Origin of the sequence: Streptomyces sp. NBC_00096 (assembly GCF_045041305.1) — a bacterium.
GTDB lineage: Bacteria > Actinomycetota > Actinomycetes > Streptomycetales > Streptomycetaceae > Streptomyces.
Genome location: NZ_CP108221.1, coordinates 7,197,231 through 7,216,849 on the forward strand (window position 1 = coordinate 7,197,231; position 19,619 = coordinate 7,216,849).

The following is a 19,619-nucleotide window of genomic DNA, read 5'->3' on the forward strand; positions in this document are numbered from 1 at the left end:
GGTCAGCGCCGCTCGAAGGCCAGGTCCCGGGCCGCGTCGAGGGCGGTCGCGACGGCGCCCAGGAGCACCGCGTCCTCGCCGAGGCGGCTCGGAACCACCTTGGGGCGCAGCGGGGTCCGTTCGCGCAGGGTCTGCCGTACGGTGCGCAGCAGCAGGTCGGCGCTGTGGCCCACGCCGCCGCCCAGGACGACGAGGTCGGGGTCGAGGACGGCGGCGACCGCCGCCACCGCGTGTGCCAGGCGTTCACCCTCCAGCTCGACGGCCCGGACCGCCGCGGGTTCCCTGGCGCGCGCCGCGTCGAACACGGACTTCGCGGTCAGTTCCCCGGTCATGCCGTGCGCGCGGGCGGCCTCGACCACGGCGTCGGCGGAGATGGCGTCCTCCAGGGTGTCCTTCCGCCGGCCGGGCCAGGGGAGGAAGCCGATCTCGCCGGCGGCGCCGTGCGCTCCGGTGAACAGCCGGCCCTCGCTGACGATGCCCATGCCGAGACCGGTGCCGATCATGATGTAGACGAAGAGCCGGCTGCCGGCGCCCGCGCCGTACGTGTACTCGCCGAGCGCGGCGAGGTTGGCGTCGTTCTGCACGGTGGTCGGCACGCCGAGGCCCTCGCGCATCCGGTCGAAGAGCCCGGCCCGGCCCCAGCCCGGCAAGTGCTGGGCGTAGCGCACCCGGCGGGTCTCCTCGTCGTAGATGCCCGGGGTGCCGACCACGGCCTGGGTGATCTTGTGGGCGGGTACGCCGGAGGTTTCGACGAGTTCGTGGGCGGTGGTGACGGCCAGACCGGCCATGGAACCCGAAGTGCGGGCCCGGTTGCGGACGTCGGTGCGGGCCACGACCGTGCCGTCGAGGTCGGCGAGCGCCACCCGCAGCCAGCCGCGGCCGATGTCTATGCCGAGTGCGTATCCGGCGGCCGGATCCGGGGTGTAGAGCACGGCGGCCCGGCCCCGCTCGGGGGTGTGCGTACCGGCCTCGCGCACGAGTCCCGACTGCTCCAGCGCGGCGAGGGCGCTGGACACCGTGGGCTTGGACAGGCCCGTCTCCCGGGCGAGCTGGGCCCGGGACGCCGCTCCGCCGGCGCGGAGGCGGCCGAGCAGCAGCCGCTCATTGGCGCTGCGCTGCCGCTGGGGGTTCCAGGGCTGCTCGGCATTCTCGTCACTGCTGGTCATCGGAGCATTCTCGCGCATCGCCCCGAAGTCCGTCCGAAGGTCTTGACGGCTTAAGTAAAGGTTCCTAACTTAAGCACGCCCGCTCCGCCCGACGCCTCCCCGGGAGTTCCCCCATGTCCGGATCGCCACCCCCCGACGGCGGATTCGTCCGCCGGGTCGGCCTGTTCCAGGCCACGGCCATCAACATGAGCCAGATGTGCGGCATCGGGCCGTTCGTCACGATCCCGCTGATGGTGGCCGCGTTCGGCGGACCGCAGGCGGTGGCCGGCTTCCTCGCCGGAGCGGTCCTGGCCCTGGCCGACGGGCTGATCTGGGCCGAACTGGGTGCCGCGATGCCCGGGTCGGGAGGCAGCTACGTCTACCTGCGGCAGGCCTTCCAGTACCGCACGGGCCGGCTGATGCCGTTCCTGTTCGTCTGGACGGCCATCCTGTTCATTCCCCTGATCATGTCCACCGGAGTGGTCGGCTTCGTCCAGTACCTCGGCTACCTGCTGCCCGGCCTAGGTGTATTGCCTCGGGAGGTTGTGGACGGGTGATGGAGGTCTCGGCTGAGGCGTCTTGAACGGGTGAGGGCCTTCCGGGTTCGGTGTGGATTGCGACGTCTACACCGAACGACAGAAGGCCCTCATGCCCCACCGTAATGCACCCCTGACCGAGACCGGACGCCTGCGCCTTGCCCGCTGCGTGGTCGTAGACGGCTGGACCTACCGCCGTGCAGGCGAGCGCTTCCAGGTCTCGCCGACGACGGCCCAGCGGTGGGCCGACCGCTACCGAGATCACGGCGAAGCGGGCATGAGTGACCACTCCTCGCGCCCGCGTCACAGCCCGCGCCGGACCCCGACCCGCACCGAACGCCGGATCATCAAAGTCCGCGTCCTGCGCCGGTGGGGACCGGCCCGCATCGCCCACCTGCTGGGTTTGGTGCCCTCAACCGTGCACCGCGTCCTGACCCGCTACAAGCTGGCCCGCCTGAGCCATCTGGACCGGGCCACCGGCCGTGTCATACGACGCTACGAACGCGACAAGCCCGGCGAACTCGTCCACGTGGACATCAAGAAGCTCGGCAACATCCCCGACGGCGGCGGCCACAAGACCCTCGGCCGCCAGGCCGGCCGCAGGAAGCGGCCCCGCCTGGGCTACAGCTACATCCACACCGCCGTCGACGACCACTCCCGCCTCGCCTACAGCGAGATCCTCACCGACGAGAAGAAAGAAACCGCCACCGCCTTCTGGCAGCGGGCGCACGCCTACTTCACGAGCGTCGGGATCACCGTCGAGCGGGTCCTGACCGACAACGGCTCCTGCTACAAATCCCACCTCTGGCGGGACGCACTGGCGGCAGCGGGGATCACCCACAAGCGAACCCGGCCCTACCGGCCACAAACCAACGGCAAGGTCGAACGCCTCAACCGCACCCTCGCCGAGGAATGGGCCTACGCCCGCCCCTACCAGTCAGAACAGGAACGCCGCGACGCGTTCCCGAAGTGGCTGCACACCTACAATCACCACCGCGGACACACCGCACTCGCAGGCAAACCACCCGCCAGCCGCGTCCCCAACCTCACAGGGCAATACACCTAGGGCAGGGCGGCGGCGATGCGGTCGGGCTCGGCGTCATCGCCCTCGTGGTCCTGCTCCTGTGGCGGGGCATCGCCCACATCGCGAGGATCACCACGGTGATGTGGTGCGTGATGATCGCCGCCGTGGTCCTGGTGATCGCCGCCGCGGCCACGCACTTCAGCTTCGACCTGGCCTTCACCTACCCTGCGGGCGCCTTCGAGCTCACCAGCAGCACCTTCTGGGCCGGTTTCGCCGCGGGCCTGACCATCGGCATCTACGACTACCTCGGCTACAACACCACCGCCTACATGGGCGCGGAGATCAAGGATCCCGGGCGCACCATCCCGCGCTCCGTGGTCTTCTCCATCCTCGGCATCATGGCGATCTACCTGCTGCTCCAGATCGGCTCCCTCGGAGTCCTCGACTGGCACCGGATGCTCGACCCCGGGGACATCGCCTCCACCTCGGTCGCCTCCGCCGTCCTGGAGGAGACCTGGGGCAAGGGCGCCGCGCAGGTGGTGACGGTGCTCATCCTGGTCACGGCCTTCGCCTCGGTCTTCACCGGCCTGCTCGGCGGCTCCCGGGTGCCCTACGACGCGGCGCGCGACCGGGTCTTCTTCCGCCCGTACGCCAAGCTGCACGCCCGGCACCGGTTCCCGGTCGTGGGCCTGGCCACCATGGGCGCGGTCACCGCCGTCGGCTTCCTCATCGGCCGCCACACCGACCTGGTCACCCTCATCCAGTTGCTCACCACCGTGATGGTCCTGGTGCAGGCGCTGGCCCAGATCCTGGCGCTGACCGTGCTGCGCAGGCGCCGGCCCGCGCTGCGCCGCCCGTACCGGATGTGGCTCTACCCGCTGCCCAGCCTGATCGCCCTCACCGGATGGCTGGTGATCTACGGGTACGCCGACGAGAACTCTCCCGGCCGCCACCCCATCGAATGGTCCCTGGCCTGGCTGGCCCTCGGCTGCGTGGCCTTCGCGGTGTGGGCCCGCTTCGAAAAGGTCTGGCCCTTCGGCCCGCGCGAGATCCGCGAGGAGTACCTGGACGGGGACGCCCGGGACGGGGCCACTGCCTGAGGCTCAGTACGACGGTGTGCTCGTGAACGAGCGCCGGTAGGAGCGGGGCGGCACTCCCCGGCGCCGTACGAACTGTTCGCGCAGGACGGCCGCGCTCCCGTACCCGACGCGGCGGGCGATCTCCTCCACGGGCAGGTCCGTGGTCTCCAGGAGTTCCTCGGCGCCGCTCAGCCGGAGGTTGCGGAGCCAGGCGTGCGGGGTGGTACCGGTCGCGGCGGTGAATCGGCGGGCGAAGGAACGCTTGCTCATCACGGCCCGCTCGGCCAGTTCCGCGACGGGAAGCGGCTCGTGGAGGTGCTCGCGGGCCCAGGCGAGCACCCCGGCGAGGCGCTCGTCCTCGCAGTCCCCGGGGACGGGGGCGGCCAGGTACTGGGCCTGCCCGCCCTCGCGGTGGGAGGGCAGCACCATGTCCCTGGCAACGGCGTTGGCCATCGCGGCCCCGTGCTCCCGCCTGAGCAGGTGCAGGCACAGGTCGAAGCCCGCGGCGGCCCCCGCGCCGGTGATGATCCGCCCTTCGTCGATGTACAGGGCGTCGGGTTCGACAGTGACCTCCGGGTGGCGGTCGGCCAGCAGTCCGGCGAACCGCCAGTGGGTGGTGGCCCGCCGCCCTTCGAGCAGCCCGGCCTCGGCGAGGGCGAACGTACCTACGCAGTGGGCCGCGACCAGCGAGCCGCCCTCGTACGCGGACGACAGCGCGTCGAGCACGGCGGGGCCGGGCGGGGTGCGGAAACCGGCCCCCGGCAGGGCGATCACCAGATCGGCGGCGGCCAGCCGGTCGAGACCGTGTGCGACCGCGAGCGGAACTCCGGTGTCGGTGGGAACCGGTCCGGGCCGGTCGGCGCAGAGCGCGAAGTCGAAGCCGGGCAGCCCCGGCCCGTGCGGGCCGAACACCTCGCTGACGATCCCGACGGCGAGCATGCCGGCGCCGGGTGGGACGTAGGCGGCGACGGTCGTGAAGGGCGGCACGGGTGCAGTCTGCCACGCCTGGCACGAATCCCGCGATCACTGGCAGATGTGCCACTCGTGGCCCCCCGGGCCGCGCGGAAGGATTGCGGACATGACGAAGACGACGGACAGCGCGACGAACACCAACACGGCGAACACCACGACGGCCGGCGCCACGGACGCCCCGCTCGGCCGCGACGCCGTCTACAAGATCCTGACCACCGGCTACGTCGGCTCCACCGGCCCCGGTGTCGCCGCCACCGTCTCCTACGTGTCCGACGCCGGCCGGCACATCGTCTTCGACCCCGGCATGGTGGCGAGCCGCGAGGACATCCTCGGCCCGCTCGCGGAACTGGGGCTCGGCCCCGACGACATCACCGACGTGGTGCTCAGCCACCACCACCCGGACAACACCATGAACGCGGGCCTGTTCGGCCGGGCCCTGGTCCACGACCACAAGGTGGAGTACTCCGGCGACCAGTGGCGCAACCGGGACGCGGAGGGCTACGAACTCACCCCGTCGCTCCGGCTGATCCGCACTCCGGGCCACAGCCTCGAGGACATCACCCTGCTGGCCGGAACCGACTCGGGGGTGGTCGCGTTCGCCGGTGACCTGTGGTGGCACGCGGCCGGACCGGCCGACGACCCGGTGGCCCCGGACCGTGGGGTTCTGCGGGCGTCCCGGCTGCGGGTGCTGGCAGCCGCCGACCTGATCGTGCCCGGCCACGGGGGCGCGTTCGCGGCCACCGGAGACGTACCGTTGTAGCCGATGCGCTTTTGCGTCAACTCTCTGCTGATTTAGGTGAGTTGTGGATGCGTTGACCTATCTTCCATGGGGCATGCACGTTCGCTCCAGGAGGTCAGATTGCAGTCCAGGCGCTTCCCCGCCTTATCCCGCGCGCTACGCCGCTCCCGAACGCTCATAGCCTTCGGTGTCGGCGCGTCGCTGATCGGCTTCACCCCATGGCTCGGTGTCGGGAGCTCGGCCGCGGCCGGCCGCGCCCCGGAGCCCCGGCCCGCACCCGTCCCCTTCGACCAGCAGACCGCGACGCAGTCCCCGCACCACGGCATCGTGCCGGCGAACGCCATGGAGCCCTCGGCCCCGGTTCTCGACCGGACCGGATGGACGGCCGCGGCGAGCGACGAGGAGACGACCGGCGAGAACGGCCGCGCCGCCAACGTGCTCGACGGCGACACCGGCACGCTCTGGCACAGCAAGTGGTCCGGCACCCCGGCCCCGCTCCCGCACAGCATCACCCTGGACATGAAACGGACGATCGTCGTCTCGGCGCTCGTCTACACCCCCCGCACCAACGGGTCCAACGGCCGTGTCGGCGAGTACGGCATCAGCGTCAGCACGGACGGGCAGACCTGGACGGCCCCGGTCGCCACCGGCACCCTCGCGGACGACGCGGGTGCCAAAACGCTCGGGTTCGCCCCGCAGGGAGCCCGGTTCGTACGTCTGACGGCGCTCACCGAGGCCGGCGGCCGCGGTCCCTGGAGCTCCGCCTCCGAGATCAACGTACTGGGCGACCCCGGCACCCCGGCGGCCACCGTCGACCTGTCGCGGACCGGATGGACGGCCGCGGCGAGCGACGAGGAGACGACCGGCGAGAACGGCCGCGCCGCCAACGTGCTCGACGGCGACACCGGCACGCTCTGGCACAGCAAGTGGTCCGCCACCCCCACCCCGCTCCCGCACAGCATCACCATCGACACGCACCGCACGACAGCGGTCTCCGCGCTGGTCTACCACCCCCGGTCGAGCGGCCCCAACGGCCGGGCGGGCGCGTACACGGTCACCACCAGCGCCGACGGCACCACCTTCGGCGCCCCGGTGGCCGCGGGCACCTGGCGGGACGACGACACCGTCAAGACCGCCACCTTCACCCGTACCGAGAACACCCGTTTCGTACGGCTGACCGTGACCACGGAGGCCGGCGCCCGGGGGCCGTGGACCTCGGCCGCCGAGATCCGCCTGAGCGGACCGGCCAGCCCCGCAATCCACGGGTCCTGGGGCCGGATCACCGGCTTCCCCCTGGTCCCCGTGGCCACCGCCGCCCTGCCGGGCGACAAGCTGCTGGCCTGGTCGGCGTACGCACTGGACCGCTTCGGCGGCAGCAACGGCTACACCCAGACCGCGATCCTGGACCTGAAGACCGGCAAGGTCACCCAGCGCCGCATCGACAACACCGGGCACGACATGTTCTGTCCCGGCATAGCCATGCTGGCCGACGGCCGGGTGCTGGTCACCGGGGGCAGCAACGCGGAGAAGGCCAGCATCTACGATCCGGCCACCGACGAGTGGTCCGCCACCACCAGCATGAACATCGCCCGCGGCTACCAGGCCATGACCCTGCTCTCCACGGGTGAGGCCTTCGTCCTGGGCGGCTCCTGGAGCGGGCCCGCGGGCGACAAGGCCGGCGAGGTCTGGTCGCCGGACACCCGTACGTGGCGCCGGCTGCCCGGCGTCTCCGCCGTCCCGGCGTCCACGGCCGACCCGGCCGGACCCTACCGGGCCGACAACCACATGTGGCTGCACGCCACTTCGGGCGGCAAGGTGCTCCAGCTGGGTCCGAGCAAGCAGATGAACTGGATCTCGACCAGCGGCACGGGCGGCATCACTCCCGCCGGAACCCGAGCCGACAGCGCCGACGCGATGACCGGCAACGCGGTGGCCTACGACATCGGAAAGCTCCTCACCCTGGGCGGTTCGCCCGCCTACGAGAAGACCCCCGCCACGCGGCGGGCGTACACCGTGAGCATCTCGGGCAGCCAGGTCGAGACCGCCCGGACCGGCGACATGGAGTACGCCCGCGCCTTCAGCAACAGCGTGGTGCTGCCCGACGGCAAGGTCGTCGTCTTCGGCGGACAGGCCTATCCGGTGCCGTTCAGCGACGCGACCTCGGTCCTGACCCCCGAGCTGTGGGACCCGGCCACGGGCGTCTTCACCCCGCTCGCGACCATGGCCATCCCGCGCAACTACCACAGCGTGGCCAACCTGTTGCCGGACGGACGGATCTTCTCCGGCGGCGGGGGTCTGTGCGGCGACTGCGCGACCAACCACGCCGACGGGGCCGTCTTCACCCCGCCCAACCTGCTCAACGCGGACGGATCACCGAAGGACCGTCCCGAGATCACCGGAGGCGTTCCCGCCAGGACGGCCCCCGGCACCTCGCTGACGGTGTCCACCCGGTCGCCGGTCGCGTCGTTCGTCCTGATGCGAGCGGCGGCCGCGACCCACTCCACCGACAACGACCAGCGGCGCGTACCCCTGGTGTCGGCGCCCGCGGGGGCAGGCGCGTACACGGTGTCCGTACCCGCCGACACGGGCGTGGTCCTGCCGGGCAGCTACATGCTCTTCGCCCTCGACGCCCAGGGAGTACCGAGCACCGCCCGGTTCATCACCATCTCCTGACCGGGGGCAGAGAGGCGGCACCGTCCGCTCCTCCGGTCCGCGGGAGACCCGCTCCCGCGGACCGGAGACCGGCCGGCTGCGAACACTCCGTCAGCCGCCGGTCCCGGTGAGCGCCGCCGCGAGCCAATCCGCCGTCGCGGGCAGCCAGTCGGGCCGGGCGTTGCCCAGCAAGTGGTCCCCGTGCGGGACGAGCAGGTACTCACCGTGCGCCGCGAGGCGGGCCAACGGCTCCCCGTTGACCACACCGGGGACCAGGTCCTGGCCCCCGTCCACCACCAGGAGCGGGCAGCCGATGCGCGGCGCCAGCGCCGACAGGTCGACCTGGCCGGTGAACCCGCGTGCCGCACCGGCCCCTCCGGCGCGCCGGGCGATGATCTCCCGCAGGACCGGCGCCAGCGCCTCCCAGTCGATCCGGAAGGGGCCGCTCACCACCGCGGCGGCCGCCACCCGCGGTTCGAGGGCGGCGCTCCGCGCGGCGTAGTAGCCGCCCAGGCTGAGCCCGACGAGGCCGACGCGATCGAGGCCGAGCGCGTCGGCGACCCGGCCGATCACCCGGTCGTAGTCCGCCCGGACGGTCGTGGTCGCCGCGAGCACGCCCTGCCCCGGGCCGTCCATGGCGAACACGGCCAGCCCCCTGCGCAGCAGGGCCGAGGCCAGCAGGTGGAACTCCTCCTTGCCGGAGTCGAGTCCGGGTACGACGACCACCACGGCCTTCGCGTCGGCGGGCCCGCGCAGCCAGCCGGCGAAGCCGGGGCCCTCGATCCGGCGGGCGCCGGGCTCCAGCAGGGCCAGGGCGCGGCCCATGGCGGCGTCCGCCTCCGCGGCGGCCCGCGCGTGGTCCCCGCACGCGGCCAGGGTGGCGAAGTGGAACCACCGCGCGGCCGCCTGCTCGTACTCACCGGCCGAGACGGGCGAGGCCGCCCGCCGCGCGCGGGTGACGTACTGCCGTGCGGTACGGATCAGCGACCCGCTCCAGTCCTCGGCGCGGGCCGCCCCGGCCGCGGCGCGCAGGTACGCGTGCGGATCGAGCCCGGCCCCGGTGGCCCGGCTCAGCCGGGCGTCGGCGAAGTCCGCGGCGCTCACCGGCCCGCACCCGTGGTCAGGACGGCCTTGCCGCGGATCCGGCGCTCCCGCAGATCCACGAGGGTCCGGGCCGTCCGCCCCCAGTCCTCGACCCGGTCGATCTCCGGGTGCAGCCGCCCGGAATCCACCAGGCGCACCAGGGTGGCCAGATCCTCGCCGTACGGGGCGCCCGCGTAGTGGAAGTGCCGGATGGCGGACCCCTCAGGACCGGTGAAGAAGTCGAAGAAGTCCAGCGTCACCGGCGTCCGGCTGGCCTGGCCGAACCAGATCAGCGTGGAGCCTGCGGCCAGCTTGGCGAGCGCCACCGGCAGGGCGGCGCCACCGGTGGACTCCAGCACCACGTCGAACGGCCCCCGCGCCCCGGCGACATCGTGCACCACCGCCGCCGCGCCCAGCGCGCGCAGCCGCTCGCCGCGCCGGGCGGTGGCCGTCACCGCGGTGACCTCCGCGCCCGCGCCCGCGGCGAGCTCGGTGAGGTAGTGCCCCACCCCGCCCGACGCGCCGGTCAGCAGGACGCGCCGCCCCGCCACACCGCCGGCCGCGCGCAGCAGCCGCAGCGCGGTGATCCCGGCCAGTGGCAGGGCCGCGGCCCGCACGGCGTCCACCGCGCCGGGCAGCACGGCCAGCGAGTGCGTGGGGACGGCCACGTACTCGGCCCAGCCGCCCTTGGCCGGATGGCCCACGACCCGGGTGCCGATCGGCGGCCCGGACCCGTCGGCCGCCGCCTGCACCACGAGCCCCGCCACGTCCTTGCCGGGAACCAGCCCCGGCCTCGGGTTCTCCAGGAGGAAGGTCTCGCCGCGGTTGGGCGAGAACGCCTCCACGCGGACCAGCGCCTCGTCGGCGGCGGGGACGGGCTGGACGTCGTCGGCGAACTCCACCGGACGGGCGGGATCGCCCGGCTGGAGTCCGGACTCGGCTCCGCACTGTTCCACCGGGACGGCCGGGGTGTGCGGCTCACCGACGCGGGGCACCGCTTCCTGACACCGGCCCGGCAGGCCCTGGCCGCCGCCGACCGGGCGGTGGCCGCCGTACGGGACGAGCACCGTCCGCCACGGGTGGACGTATGGGGCCACCTGTACGCGCCCATGCGGACGCTGGCCCAGGTGGCGGCCCGCACCGGCGGACCGGCCCTGGAACTGGGGCACGGCCGCGATCTACCGTCCGTGGCGGCCGCACTGCTCAATGGGGACGTCGACGCGGCCTTCGGCCGGGTCCACCCGCCGCTGCCCGCGGGGCTGACGCACCGACTGGTGCGGCTGGAGCCGGTGGACTCGGTCCTCGGCGCGGGGGCCATCCCCTGGCGGGAGCGGCCGCGCTGCGCCCCGTACAACTGGCGGAGAGCGTGCTGTGGACCCCCGGCGCGCTGGACCGGCTGGACTTCCTGCACCGCTTCGCCGAGCGGTTCGCGGTTCGTGAGCACGCCGAGGGGGCGAACCTGGGGCTGGACCACTTCCTCGGCGGCCTGTCCGGGGACGTCCGCCGCTTCACGCTGATGCCCGCGGACGCGCCGCTCCCGCGGATCCCGGGCATCAGGTCGGTGCCGCTGGTGGACCCGACACCTCTGTACGCCTGGTCCCTCCTGTGGCGCGGCGAGGGCGGGCACCCCCGGCTGGACGCGCTCGTGGGCGCCTTCGCCGAGGAGTCGGCCCGCAGCCGCTGGCTGGAGTACGACCCCTCCCGCGACTGGCTCCCCGAACCCGGTGACATGGCGGCGTACGGGGGCGAAGCGCGGTCCGGGAAACGCTTCGCGGAGCTCCGGGCTGCGGCCGAAAGGGCACCGGCCCCCGTATGAGACGGACCCGCTTCACCAGGTGACGGGGAGCTCCCGCAGGCCGTAGACGATGGCGTCCCGCTGGAACACCAGCCGCTCCTCGGGCAGGGACAGTCGCAGGCCCGGCAGTCTGCGCAGTACGGTCTCCAGCACGATCTGGAGCTCGACGCGCGCCAGTGTGTGGCCCAGGCACTGGTGCACACCGTGCCCGAAGGCCACGTGGCGGCGCGCGTCCCGGGTCACGTCCAGTTCGGCGGGGCAGGACGCGGTGCCGTCCGGTGCCTGCGGCCCGAAGAGTTCCGGCTCCCGGTTGGCGGTGGACAGCATGCAGATCACCCCGTCGCCGGCCCGGATCGCCGCTCCGCCGACGGTGACGTCCGCGGTGGCCGCGCGGCCCAGCCCGAGGTGAATGATGGTGAGGTAGCGCAGGAGTTCCTCCACCGCCCCCGGGATCAGCCCCGGGTCGGCCCGCAGCAGGGCGGCCTGGTCCGGGCGGCGGAGCAGGGCCAGGACGCTGAGCGCGGCCATGTTGGTGGTGCTCTCGTGCCCGGTGATCAGGAGCATGAAGCCGAGCGAGGCCGTTTCCTGAGCCGTCAGATCGGGCCGCACGGCCAGTCGGCTGAGGATGTCGTCCCCGGGCGCCTCCCGCTTCCGCTCGGCCAGCGTCGCCAGGTACCCCATCAGCTCCCGGTGGGCCGCGGCGGCCCGGCCGGGGTCGGTGGTGTTGTCGAGCAGGGTCCGGCTGAGCGACTGGAACAGCGAATGGTCCTCGTACGGGACCCCCAGCATCAGACAGATGACAAGCGACGGGACGGGCAGCGCGAAATCGGCGACCAGGTCGGCGCTCCGGCGGCCGTTCGCCGTCATGGCGTCGACCGCGTTCTCCACCACCTCCGCGATGGCGGGGCGCAGTTCCTGGATCCGGCGGGTCAGGAAGTCCTTGGCGACCATCCGGCGCAGCCGGGCGTGCTCCGGGTCGTCCATGCGGATGAAGCTCGGCTGAGCGGTGGCCAGTTGGCGCTGTCCGGGGGAGAGGAACGGGAAGCCGGGGGTGCGGGCGTCGGCGCTGAAACGGGCGTCGGCGAGGACGGCGCGCACCTCCTGATGGCCGGTCACGAGCCAGCAGGGTGAGCCGTCCGGGAGCACGGCGCGGCTGACCGGGCTCCCGGCGGCGGCCTCGGTGTAGCCGGGCGGCGGGTCGTAGGGGCAGGAACCGTATCCGGCGGGCAGGGAGAGCGGGCCCGGGGCGGGGGCCGCGGCGGACTCGGCGGCGGTGGCAGCGGGGTCGGACTCGGTGGTGGCGGCGGCGGGGTCGGACTCGCCGGCGGAGTCGGTGGTCGTGGTGGCGGCGCTGGTCAGGGTCATGGTGGCGGGTCTCATCCGGAGGGGGTTCGGCCGCCGTCGGGCGGGGTGCGGAGGGCGTCGAGCGCGGCGCACATGGTGGCGCACTGCCCGGCGAGGATCAGGAGCTCGATGAGCTGGTCGGGGCGCAGCCCGTCCGCCAGCCGGTCCCACAGCGGCTGGGGCAGCGGCTGACCGGCCGCGAGCGCGTCGGCGGCTTCCAGCAGTGCCAGATCGCCCCTGTCCCAGGGGTGTTCCCCGAGCGCGGCGGCGGTGGCCGCCACCTCCCGGGAGTCCAGGCCCGCTTCCGCCGCGACCGCGCGGTGCCGGTCGTACACGAAGGAGCCGCCGCGCCGGTACGCCGTGCGCAGGACGACCAGCTCCCGCTGGCGGTGCGTCAGCGTGCCCTCGTGGGTCAGGACCCGGGCGAGGGAGAGCCAGGCGTGTGCGAGCCCCGGGTGGTGGGCGAGGGTGCCGAAGAGGTTCACCCGGCCGGGGCCGTCCTGGGCGGATCCGGCCAGCAGCTCGCGCAGCGCGGGCGTCCACTGCCCGGGCGGCAGCGGTGGGATGCGTACGGGACCCGGTTCCATCGGGCCGGTGGTGGTCATCGCGTCACCACCGGCAGACGACGACACCGGCGCTCGCGCCGCTCGCGAACCCGAACATGCCCACCAGGTCACCCGGATGGAGCCGGTCCGAGCCGAGTGCGGTGGCCAGCTGCAGCGGGATGGTGTTGGTGGCCACGTTGCCGTGCGCAGGGAAGGTGGACAGGATCCGCGCCGGGTCCACCCCCACCCAGTCGCACGCCACCCGGGTGAAGGGCACCGAGGGCTGGTGCACGCAGACGAGGTCGAAGTCCTCGACGCTCACCCCCATCTCGCGCACCGCCGCGCGCACCTTCGCCGGCATCCCCTCGAAGGAGGCCACGAGCTGCGCCGAGTCGATCTCCAGCCGACCCATCCTGCGGTGGTTCGCGTACGGATTGGGGAGCGTCGCGGCCTGCCAGCCCCAGGAGTTGGCGAAGAACCGGCTCCCGAGGATCCCCGGCCTGCCGCTCGCGGCGACGAGCACCGCCGAGCCCATGTCCCCGGTGCTCAGGCTCGGCAGGGCGTTCAGCACCTCGTCCGGATCCGTGACGCTCCACCGGCTCTCCCGGGTGCTGACCTCGGCGCTGGTGATCAGCACCCGCCGGTACTGCCCGGTCCGGACGAAGGCGTCGGCCACCTCCAGTGCGTTCAGCACCCCGTTGCAGGCGTTCTTCAGGTCGAACACCGGGCATTGCAGGCCCAGTTTGGCCGCGACCACATGAGCGGTCGCGGGCTCCTCCATATCGGCGAGGATGCCGGCGTACAGCAGCAGGTCCACCTCCCCCGTGAGGGTCCCGCTCTCCTCCAGCAGGCTCCGGGCCGCGTGCACCGCCAGGTCGGAGGGCTGTTCCTCGGGCGGCGCCACCGTGCGCTGGGCCAGCCCGTACATGTGCTGGAGTACGCCCCGGGACATCGGGATGCCGGGGCTGCCCGCCCGGAAGCGGTCCTCGACCGCGGAAACGCTCTGGCGCTCCTGCGGTACGTGGACGGTGGCGTGGACGACGGCACTGTGAACGGCCAAGAGTACGAAGCCTTCTGCTGGAGTGGGGAGGCGGTGGTCAGGGCGCGGTGAGGAGGAGGACCACGTTGTGCCCGCCGAAGCCGAACGAGTGGCTGACGGCGGCGGCGACCCGCTGCTCCCGTACGGGGCCCGTCACGGCGTCGATCGGGTAACCGCAGCCGTCCGCCGTGAGGTTGGCGATCGGTGCGACCCGGGAGTCCCTGATCGTCAGCGCCGTGAGCGCGGCCTCGACGGCCCCGGCCGCGCCGAGGCTGTGGCCGAGCACCCCCTTGGCGGCGGTCACGCTGGGCCCGTGCGGCAGTACGCGGGCGATCAGTTCGGCCTCGGTGCGGTCGTTCAGCGGTGTGGAGGTGCCATGGGCGTTGACGTGGTCGACGTCCGCGGGGGACAGTCCGGCCTGTGCGAGCGCCGCGCGCAGCGCCGCCTCGGCGTGCTCCCCGCCGGGGGACGGCGCCGTCGGGTGGTGCGCGTCCGAGGTGAGGCCGGCTCCGGCGAGGTGCGCGTAGCCGGAGCGCCCCCGGGCCGCCGCGTCCGCGGTCCGCTCCAGTACGAGTACGGCCGCCGCCTCGGCGATGACGAAGCCGTCGCGGTCGGCGGCGAACGGCCGTGAGGCCAGGCCGGGTTGGTCCACCCGGCCGGACAGCGCGCCCATCCGGGCGAAGCCGGTGGTGACCACCGGGGTCACGGCGGCCTCCGCGCCGCCCGCCACCGCGATGTCGCAGGCTCCGGAGAGCAGCAGGTCGCGGGCCACGGCCAGGGCGGTGGCCCCGGAGGCGCAGGCCGTCTCGGTGGCCAGGGAGGGCCCGTGGGCACCGAGGTCGGCGGAGACCTCACCGGCGGCCATGTTGGAGATCAGCATCGGGACGAGGGAGGGTGAGACCAGATCGGGTCCGCCCTGGTGGTGGCGGAGGGTCTGGGTCTCCAGATGGGCGGCCCCGGCCAGCCCCGAACCGATCACGACGGCGACGCGCGCGCCGTCCCAGGAGGTGGGGTCGAGCCCCGCGTCGGCCACCGCCTCCCGGGCGGCCAGCACCGCGAGCTGGGTGAAGCGGCCCATGCGCCAGGCCTTGCCGCCGCCGATGCGACCCTGTTCGGGGGTCATCGCGGGGATCCGGCAGGAGAAGTCGACCGGGCAGTCCTTCAGTTCGGGATCGGTGGCCGCCGTGGAGCGGGCCTGCCGTACACCGGCCCAGGTGGCCTCCCGGCCGACACCGGCCGGGGTGATCATCCCCAGACCGGTTACGGCGACGGCGCTCCGGTGCTGACCAGCCGTCACAGGGCGTCCTGCCCGGTCCGCTTGGCGTGGAGTACGGCCACGAGCTCGGCGATGGTGGTGCGCTTGGCGGCCTCGTGCTCCTCCACCTTGACGCCGAGCTCCTCCTGGAGGGCGAGGGCCAGCTCGGCGAGGGCGAGGGAGTCGAGGTCGAGGCTTTCGAGGGTGGCGTCGGGCAGGACGTCCTCGGGGGCGACCTCGAACTTCTCGGTGAGCACGGTGGTGACGACGGTCTGGACAGGGGGCATGGCTGTACGTCCTTCCGGGACGGCTGGGATGGGGGCGGGATGGCGAGGGAGGGGGGTCGGCCGGGAGGAGGGGTCCTCAGGGCGCCGGTTCGATGCCGGGCACCGCACGGTCGAGCCGCGGCCAGAGCACGGCCGCCGAACCCCAGGTGAGCCCGGCACCGAACGCGGTCAGCAACACCCTTTCCCCGGCGTGCAGTTCACCGCGCGACGCGGCATCGGCCAGGGCGAGCGGGATGGATGCCGCGCCGGTGTTGCCGACCCGGTCGATATTGGTCACCCGGCGGGGCCCGGGTACCGGTACGCGCTCCGCGACGGCGCTCACGATGCGGGCGTTGGCCTGGTGGGCGCAGAAGCGGTCCACGTCCTCGGGCGACCAGCCGGCGTGCTTCAGCACGGTCTGGGAGGACTGCGTCATCCGGGTCACGGCGTGCTGGAACACCTCGTGGCCCCGCATGCGGAAGTGCCGGTCGGCCGGGCCGTACCCCTCGGGAGCCGAACGCTCCCGGGCCCCGCCGCCGCGCACCTCGATCAGCTCGTCGCCCGAGCCGTCGCTGCCGAGGTCGAAGGCCAGGACGGACCCGGGCTCGCCGAAGCGGCCCCGGCGCAGCACCACGGCCCCGGCCCCGTCGCCGAAGACGATGCCCGCGGAGCGGTCCCCGGGGTCGAGGAGGGTGGAGTACACGTCGGCAGCCACGAGCAGGACCCGGTCCGCGCAGCCGGACAGCAGCGCGCCGGCGGCCGTGGCCAGTCCGTACACGAACCCGCTGCAGGCGGCGTTCACGTCCCAGGCCGCCGCGCCGCCGAGGCCGAGACGGGTGGCCAGCTGCGGAGCCATGGCGGGCATCGGCCGGTCCGGAGTGGAGGTCGCCACGAGCACGGTGTCCACGGGGGCGCCACCGGCCACGGCCAGGGCCCGGCGTCCGGCTTCGAGGGCGAGCTCGCCCGTGGAGACCCCCGGCGCGGCCCGGCGCCGCTCCCGGATCCCGGTGCGGCGGTGCACCCAGGCGTCGTCGACGCCCCACGCCGAGGGCAGCGCGGAGTTGGGGACCACAGCGGCCGGGACGTACCCGGCGACGCCCTCCAGTACCGCCGCGGGCGGCGCGGGCCGGGTGGTCGGCGGTGTCAACTGGTCTTCTGTGCAAGACAAGGGGGAAGTCACGCCGTCTCTCAGGAGATCTCGGGGGAGCGGCACGACTGTAGGGGGCGTCAAGATCACGGCGGGCGCGGAGGCGGGGCAGAACAGATGTGCTGGGCGCCCGGTTCGGCTGCATCCCCCCAGCTCAGGGGCGTGCAGGAAGAAACGTTACGGCCGCTACGCCATCGGTGTATCGCCCCAAAGGTTGAATTCAGTACGGCTGTCCAGGCGTCCTGCTGACGTCCGGGACCGGGCTTCAGGTGCTGGGCTTCAGGAGCCGGGCTTCAGGAGCCGGGCTTCAGGGACCGGCCCGTCGGCAGGCGACCCCCGGCGTATCAACCGGGCAGGGGGGCCGGGGGCAACGGTGTGCCCGGCGGGGCGTTGTTGAACGTGTTGCACAACGCCTCCACCGGGACGGTCTTCCCGGCCCGGATCGCCGGCACCCATCGACGCGCGGGGCCGGGCTGCCGGGGGCGGCGGTCAGTCGACCTGCAGCTCGCCCATCCGGCTCCAGCCGGTCGCGCCCTCGATGGTGGTGCTGACGATCTCGGGCGTACGGGTGACCAGGGGGCGCATGGTCTCCAGGGCGGCGCGGAAGTGGCCGGAGGTGACGTGGGCCTCCGCCGCGTCGTCCTGGAACGCCTCGACCAGCACGTAGGTGTCCGGCTCCTCCAGGCTGCGGGACCATTCGAACCACAGGTTCCCGGGTTCGGCGCGGGTGGCCCGGGTGAACTCCGCGACCCTCTCGGGCCACTGGTCGACGTACTCGGGCCGGACGGGGAATTTCACCACAATGAAGATCATTCGAACAGTGTAGGCGCGAGGGCGGAAGCGCGAGGGCCCACCCGGGGGCCGGGCGGGGCCGGCCCGGGGCCGGGGTCGGCCCCGGTACGCCGACCGGCCCCGGCGCGTCGGGGGAAGGCCCGGTGTCAGCCCTGCTCCGGCTCCGGTGGAGCGGCGGGGCGCGCGGTCTCGGCGGGGTGGGCGGCCGCGACCAGGCTCGCCGCGAGGTCCTCCTTGCGGATCCGCTGGTCCACGTAGAGCAGGGCGAGGGCCAGCTGCGGATAGGTGAACTGGAACAGCGAGCTGATCATGGCGCCGACCAGCAACGCGCCCGCGTACACCAGGAATCCGAAGGCCATCGAGCCGAGGTCCACATTGGTGTCGCCCGCCTCCGGCAGGCTCGGGAAGAGCGCGAACATGCCGACGAAGCTGAACGGCAGCTGGATGGCGTAGCCCACGGCACTCGCCACGAGGTACCCGAGCAGCGTGATGCCGAACACGCGCCACCAGCCGTCGCTGACCAGCCGGGACGAACGCCGCAGCGCGGCGACCGGGCCGAGTCCCTCGATCACCGCGGCGGCGGGAGCGAGGCTGAACCGGGTGGTCAGCCAGACCGAGAAGGGCACGCAGACCAGGACGCCCAGGAACAGCAGGGCGACGCCGCCCGGCGCCGGACCGGAGCTGTCCGAGGAGACGACGAGCAGCGGGATGCCGATCGCGTAGAGCAGGAGCACCGGCCCGCCCGCGACCAGTCCGGTCAGGAGCAGGGCGCCGAGCACCGACGGCAGCCGGGACCAGGAGCGGCGCAACAGCGCGCCGAAGGTCGCGGGTCGGCCGAGCACGGCCTCCTGCACCACCGCGGGGCACAGGGCGGCGATCAGAGCCGCGCCCAGTGCCGCCACGACGAACAGGACCACACCGGCCGGTACGAGGGCCAGGAGCAGGCCGGCCACGGCCGCGCCGTCGGGGCTTTCCCCGGGCCCGAGGTCGAATACGGCGGAGAACCGGCCGTACGCCGCCGCGACGGTGATTGCGGCCACGACGGCCACGACCACGATCGCGATGCCCTGTACCAGGAGCATGATGCCGATCAGGGGCTTCCAGTGCCGGCGGAAGGCCGCGAAGGCCCCGCCGACTATCTCGCCCGGACCGAGCGGTTTGAGCGGTATGACGCCCGGTTGCGGAGCTGGTGGCGGCATCCAGCCGCCACCCCACTGCGGCACGGGCTGTTCCGGGTGCGGGTACTGTCCCCACCCCGTGTTGTGCGACATCGTCGTTTCCCCCTCGAATGGAGGGACACGGTAACCCGTAGGTGTGCGCCGGGCCGCACGGCCCCCCGGGATCCCCGGCGGGAGCGACGCGGGCGCAGGGCTCAGCCGGTGCTCCCGTCCGGGGTGACCACGAGTCCGACGCTCTCGGCCGCCACCGCGACGGCGTAGTCGAAGAACGCGGCCTCGTCCCTGACGCTGTCGTGGGTACGGCTGAACACCTGGAACACCAGGAGCCCGATGAGGCCGCTCCACAGGACGATGCCGCGCTCGATGAGGTCCGGGAACGGAGCCCCGGGCACGCCCCCGAAGGCCTCCACTGCCGCGGGCAGGAGCAGCGGCGGACCGGGCACCGCCCGCCGGGGCGGGGTCAGTTCGCCGCCTTCCAGCGCCGCGCGGACGATGCCGGCGAGGACCCCGGGCGTGCGCGAGGCGGACGGGACGGTGTCCTGCGGGGCGTGGTAGCCGGGGACGGGCGAGCCGTAGATCAGCGTGAACTCGGCGGTGTTGGCGAAGGACCACTCCCGCAGCGCGCGCGTGACCGCGAGCAGCCGGGCACCCGCCGAGGCGCCCGCGCCCGCGGCGGCCGCGTCGGCCCGCTCCATCGCGGCGCCGGACGCGTCGTAGGCGTCGATGACCAGAGCGGTCAACAGGTCGTCCCGGTGCGGGAAGACGGCTGCCACCTCGGTGAAGGAGAGGCCGCTCGCGCGCGCCACGGCTTCCGGGGACAGTCCCGAGCCGCCCAGTCTCACCAGCTGCTGACGCGCGGCGTCCTTGATCACTTCCGGTGGCGGCAGGCTCTCGGAGGTCGAACTCGTTACGGAAACGTCCATGCCGGAACGGTACCCGGCGGCGCCAACGGCCGCGGGGGCAGGCCCGTACCGGTGTTCGCGCGGGTGCCGAGGCCGTCGAGCACGACCAGGATCCGGATGGCGGTC

17 protein-coding genes and 2 pseudogenes are annotated in these 19,619 nt (G+C 73.5%); 6 read left to right on the forward strand and 13 right to left on the reverse strand.

Annotation, left to right across the window (positions count from 1 at the left end):
- Nucleotides 1–2: 2 nt before the first annotated feature.
- Nucleotides 3–1,166 carry an ROK family protein gene (locus tag OG904_RS32115; RefSeq protein ID WP_405497054.1) on the reverse strand — a complete coding sequence of 388 codons (1,164 nt, stop codon included), beginning with the start codon at nt 1,164–1,166 and terminating at the stop codon, nt 3–5.
- A gap of 113 nt (nt 1,167–1,279) precedes the next feature.
- On the opposite strand from OG904_RS32115, the pseudogene OG904_RS32120 reads away from it, so the two are divergent.
- The 3 genes and pseudogenes from OG904_RS32120 to OG904_RS32130 form a co-directional block, all read left to right on the forward strand.
- A pseudogene (locus OG904_RS32120) lies at nt 1,280–1,672 on the forward strand (amino acid permease); the annotation flags it as partial.
- 121 nt (nt 1,673–1,793) lie between these two features.
- The gene (locus OG904_RS32125; RefSeq protein ID WP_405491034.1) at nt 1,794–2,747 is read left to right on the forward strand and encodes an IS481 family transposase; all 954 of its coding nucleotides are present in this window, start codon (nt 1,794–1,796) and stop codon (nt 2,745–2,747) included.
- Nucleotides 2,744–3,790: pseudogene (locus OG904_RS32130) on the forward strand (APC family permease); the annotation flags it as partial. The gene OG904_RS32125 and the pseudogene OG904_RS32130, both read left to right, overlap by 4 nt.
- 18 nt (nt 3,791–3,808) lie before the next feature.
- On the opposite strand, the gene OG904_RS32135 reads toward OG904_RS32130, so the two are convergent.
- Nucleotides 3,809–4,723 carry a GlxA family transcriptional regulator gene (locus OG904_RS32135; protein ID WP_405498383.1) on the reverse strand — a complete coding sequence of 305 codons (915 nt, stop codon included), beginning with the start codon at nt 4,721–4,723 and terminating at the stop codon, nt 3,809–3,811.
- 139 nt (nt 4,724–4,862) lie between these two features.
- On the opposite strand from OG904_RS32135, the gene OG904_RS32140 reads away from it, so the two are divergent.
- Nucleotides 4,863–5,516: an MBL fold metallo-hydrolase gene (locus tag OG904_RS32140; RefSeq protein ID WP_405497056.1), complete on the forward strand. Its 654-nt coding sequence runs from the start codon at nt 4,863–4,865 to the stop codon at nt 5,514–5,516.
- A gap of 66 nt (nt 5,517–5,582) precedes the next feature.
- Entirely contained in the window at nt 5,583–8,168 is a 2,586-nt protein-coding gene (locus OG904_RS32145; protein WP_405497058.1) for a discoidin domain-containing protein, read from the forward strand.
- 90 nt (nt 8,169–8,258) lie between these two features.
- Here OG904_RS32145 and OG904_RS32150 read toward each other — a convergent pair whose 3' ends face one another.
- Complete coding sequence (locus OG904_RS32150; RefSeq protein ID WP_405497060.1) at nt 8,259–9,251, reverse strand: alpha/beta hydrolase family protein; 993 nt, start codon at nt 9,249–9,251, stop codon at nt 8,259–8,261.
- Entirely contained in the window at nt 9,248–10,132 is an 885-nt protein-coding gene (locus tag OG904_RS32155; RefSeq protein ID WP_405497062.1) for a zinc-binding dehydrogenase, read from the reverse strand. Before OG904_RS32155 ends, OG904_RS32150 begins: the two co-directional genes overlap by 4 nt.
- 464 nt (nt 10,133–10,596) lie before the next feature.
- Between OG904_RS32155 and OG904_RS32160 the strand changes: the two genes are divergently transcribed.
- Nucleotides 10,597–11,046 carry a hypothetical protein gene (locus OG904_RS32160; RefSeq protein ID WP_405498419.1) on the forward strand — a complete coding sequence of 150 codons (450 nt, stop codon included), beginning with the start codon at nt 10,597–10,599 and terminating at the stop codon, nt 11,044–11,046.
- Between the two features lie 12 nt (nt 11,047–11,058).
- Here OG904_RS32160 and OG904_RS32165 read toward each other — a convergent pair whose 3' ends face one another.
- From OG904_RS32165 to OG904_RS32205, 9 genes are all read right to left on the reverse strand, one after another.
- Nucleotides 11,059–12,390 (reverse strand): cytochrome P450, encoded by a 1,332-nt coding sequence (locus OG904_RS32165; RefSeq protein WP_405497064.1) that lies wholly within the window; start codon nt 12,388–12,390, stop codon nt 11,059–11,061.
- Between the two features lie 11 nt (nt 12,391–12,401).
- Nucleotides 12,402–12,974, reverse strand: coding sequence for a carboxymuconolactone decarboxylase family protein (locus OG904_RS32170; RefSeq protein WP_405497066.1), 573 nt, complete (start codon nt 12,972–12,974; stop codon nt 12,402–12,404).
- Between the two features lie 4 nt (nt 12,975–12,978).
- Nucleotides 12,979–13,974 (reverse strand): 3-oxoacyl-ACP synthase III family protein, encoded by a 996-nt coding sequence (locus OG904_RS32175; RefSeq protein WP_405497068.1) that lies wholly within the window; start codon nt 13,972–13,974, stop codon nt 12,979–12,981.
- 37 nt (nt 13,975–14,011) lie between these two features.
- Nucleotides 14,012–15,250, reverse strand: coding sequence for a beta-ketoacyl-[acyl-carrier-protein] synthase family protein (locus OG904_RS32180; RefSeq protein ID WP_405497070.1), 1,239 nt, complete (start codon nt 15,248–15,250; stop codon nt 14,012–14,014).
- The gene (locus tag OG904_RS32185; RefSeq protein WP_405497072.1) at nt 15,247–15,495 is read right to left on the reverse strand and encodes a phosphopantetheine-binding protein; all 249 of its coding nucleotides are present in this window, start codon (nt 15,493–15,495) and stop codon (nt 15,247–15,249) included. Before OG904_RS32185 ends, OG904_RS32180 begins: the two co-directional genes overlap by 4 nt.
- Before the next feature lie 76 nt (nt 15,496–15,571).
- Nucleotides 15,572–16,621, reverse strand: a complete 1,050-nt coding sequence (locus OG904_RS32190; protein WP_405497074.1) for a beta-ketoacyl-ACP synthase 3 — start codon at nt 16,619–16,621, stop codon at nt 15,572–15,574.
- A 489-nt stretch (nt 16,622–17,110) separates the two neighbouring features.
- Nucleotides 17,111–17,434, reverse strand: coding sequence for a putative quinol monooxygenase (locus tag OG904_RS32195; RefSeq protein WP_405497076.1), 324 nt, complete (start codon nt 17,432–17,434; stop codon nt 17,111–17,113).
- 125 nt (nt 17,435–17,559) lie between these two features.
- Nucleotides 17,560–18,684: a hypothetical protein gene (locus OG904_RS32200; protein ID WP_405497078.1), complete on the reverse strand. Its 1,125-nt coding sequence runs from the start codon at nt 18,682–18,684 to the stop codon at nt 17,560–17,562.
- A gap of 101 nt (nt 18,685–18,785) precedes the next feature.
- Entirely contained in the window at nt 18,786–19,514 is a 729-nt protein-coding gene (locus OG904_RS32205; RefSeq protein WP_405497080.1) for a WHG domain-containing protein, read from the reverse strand.
- Nucleotides 19,515–19,619 lie beyond the last annotated feature (105 nt).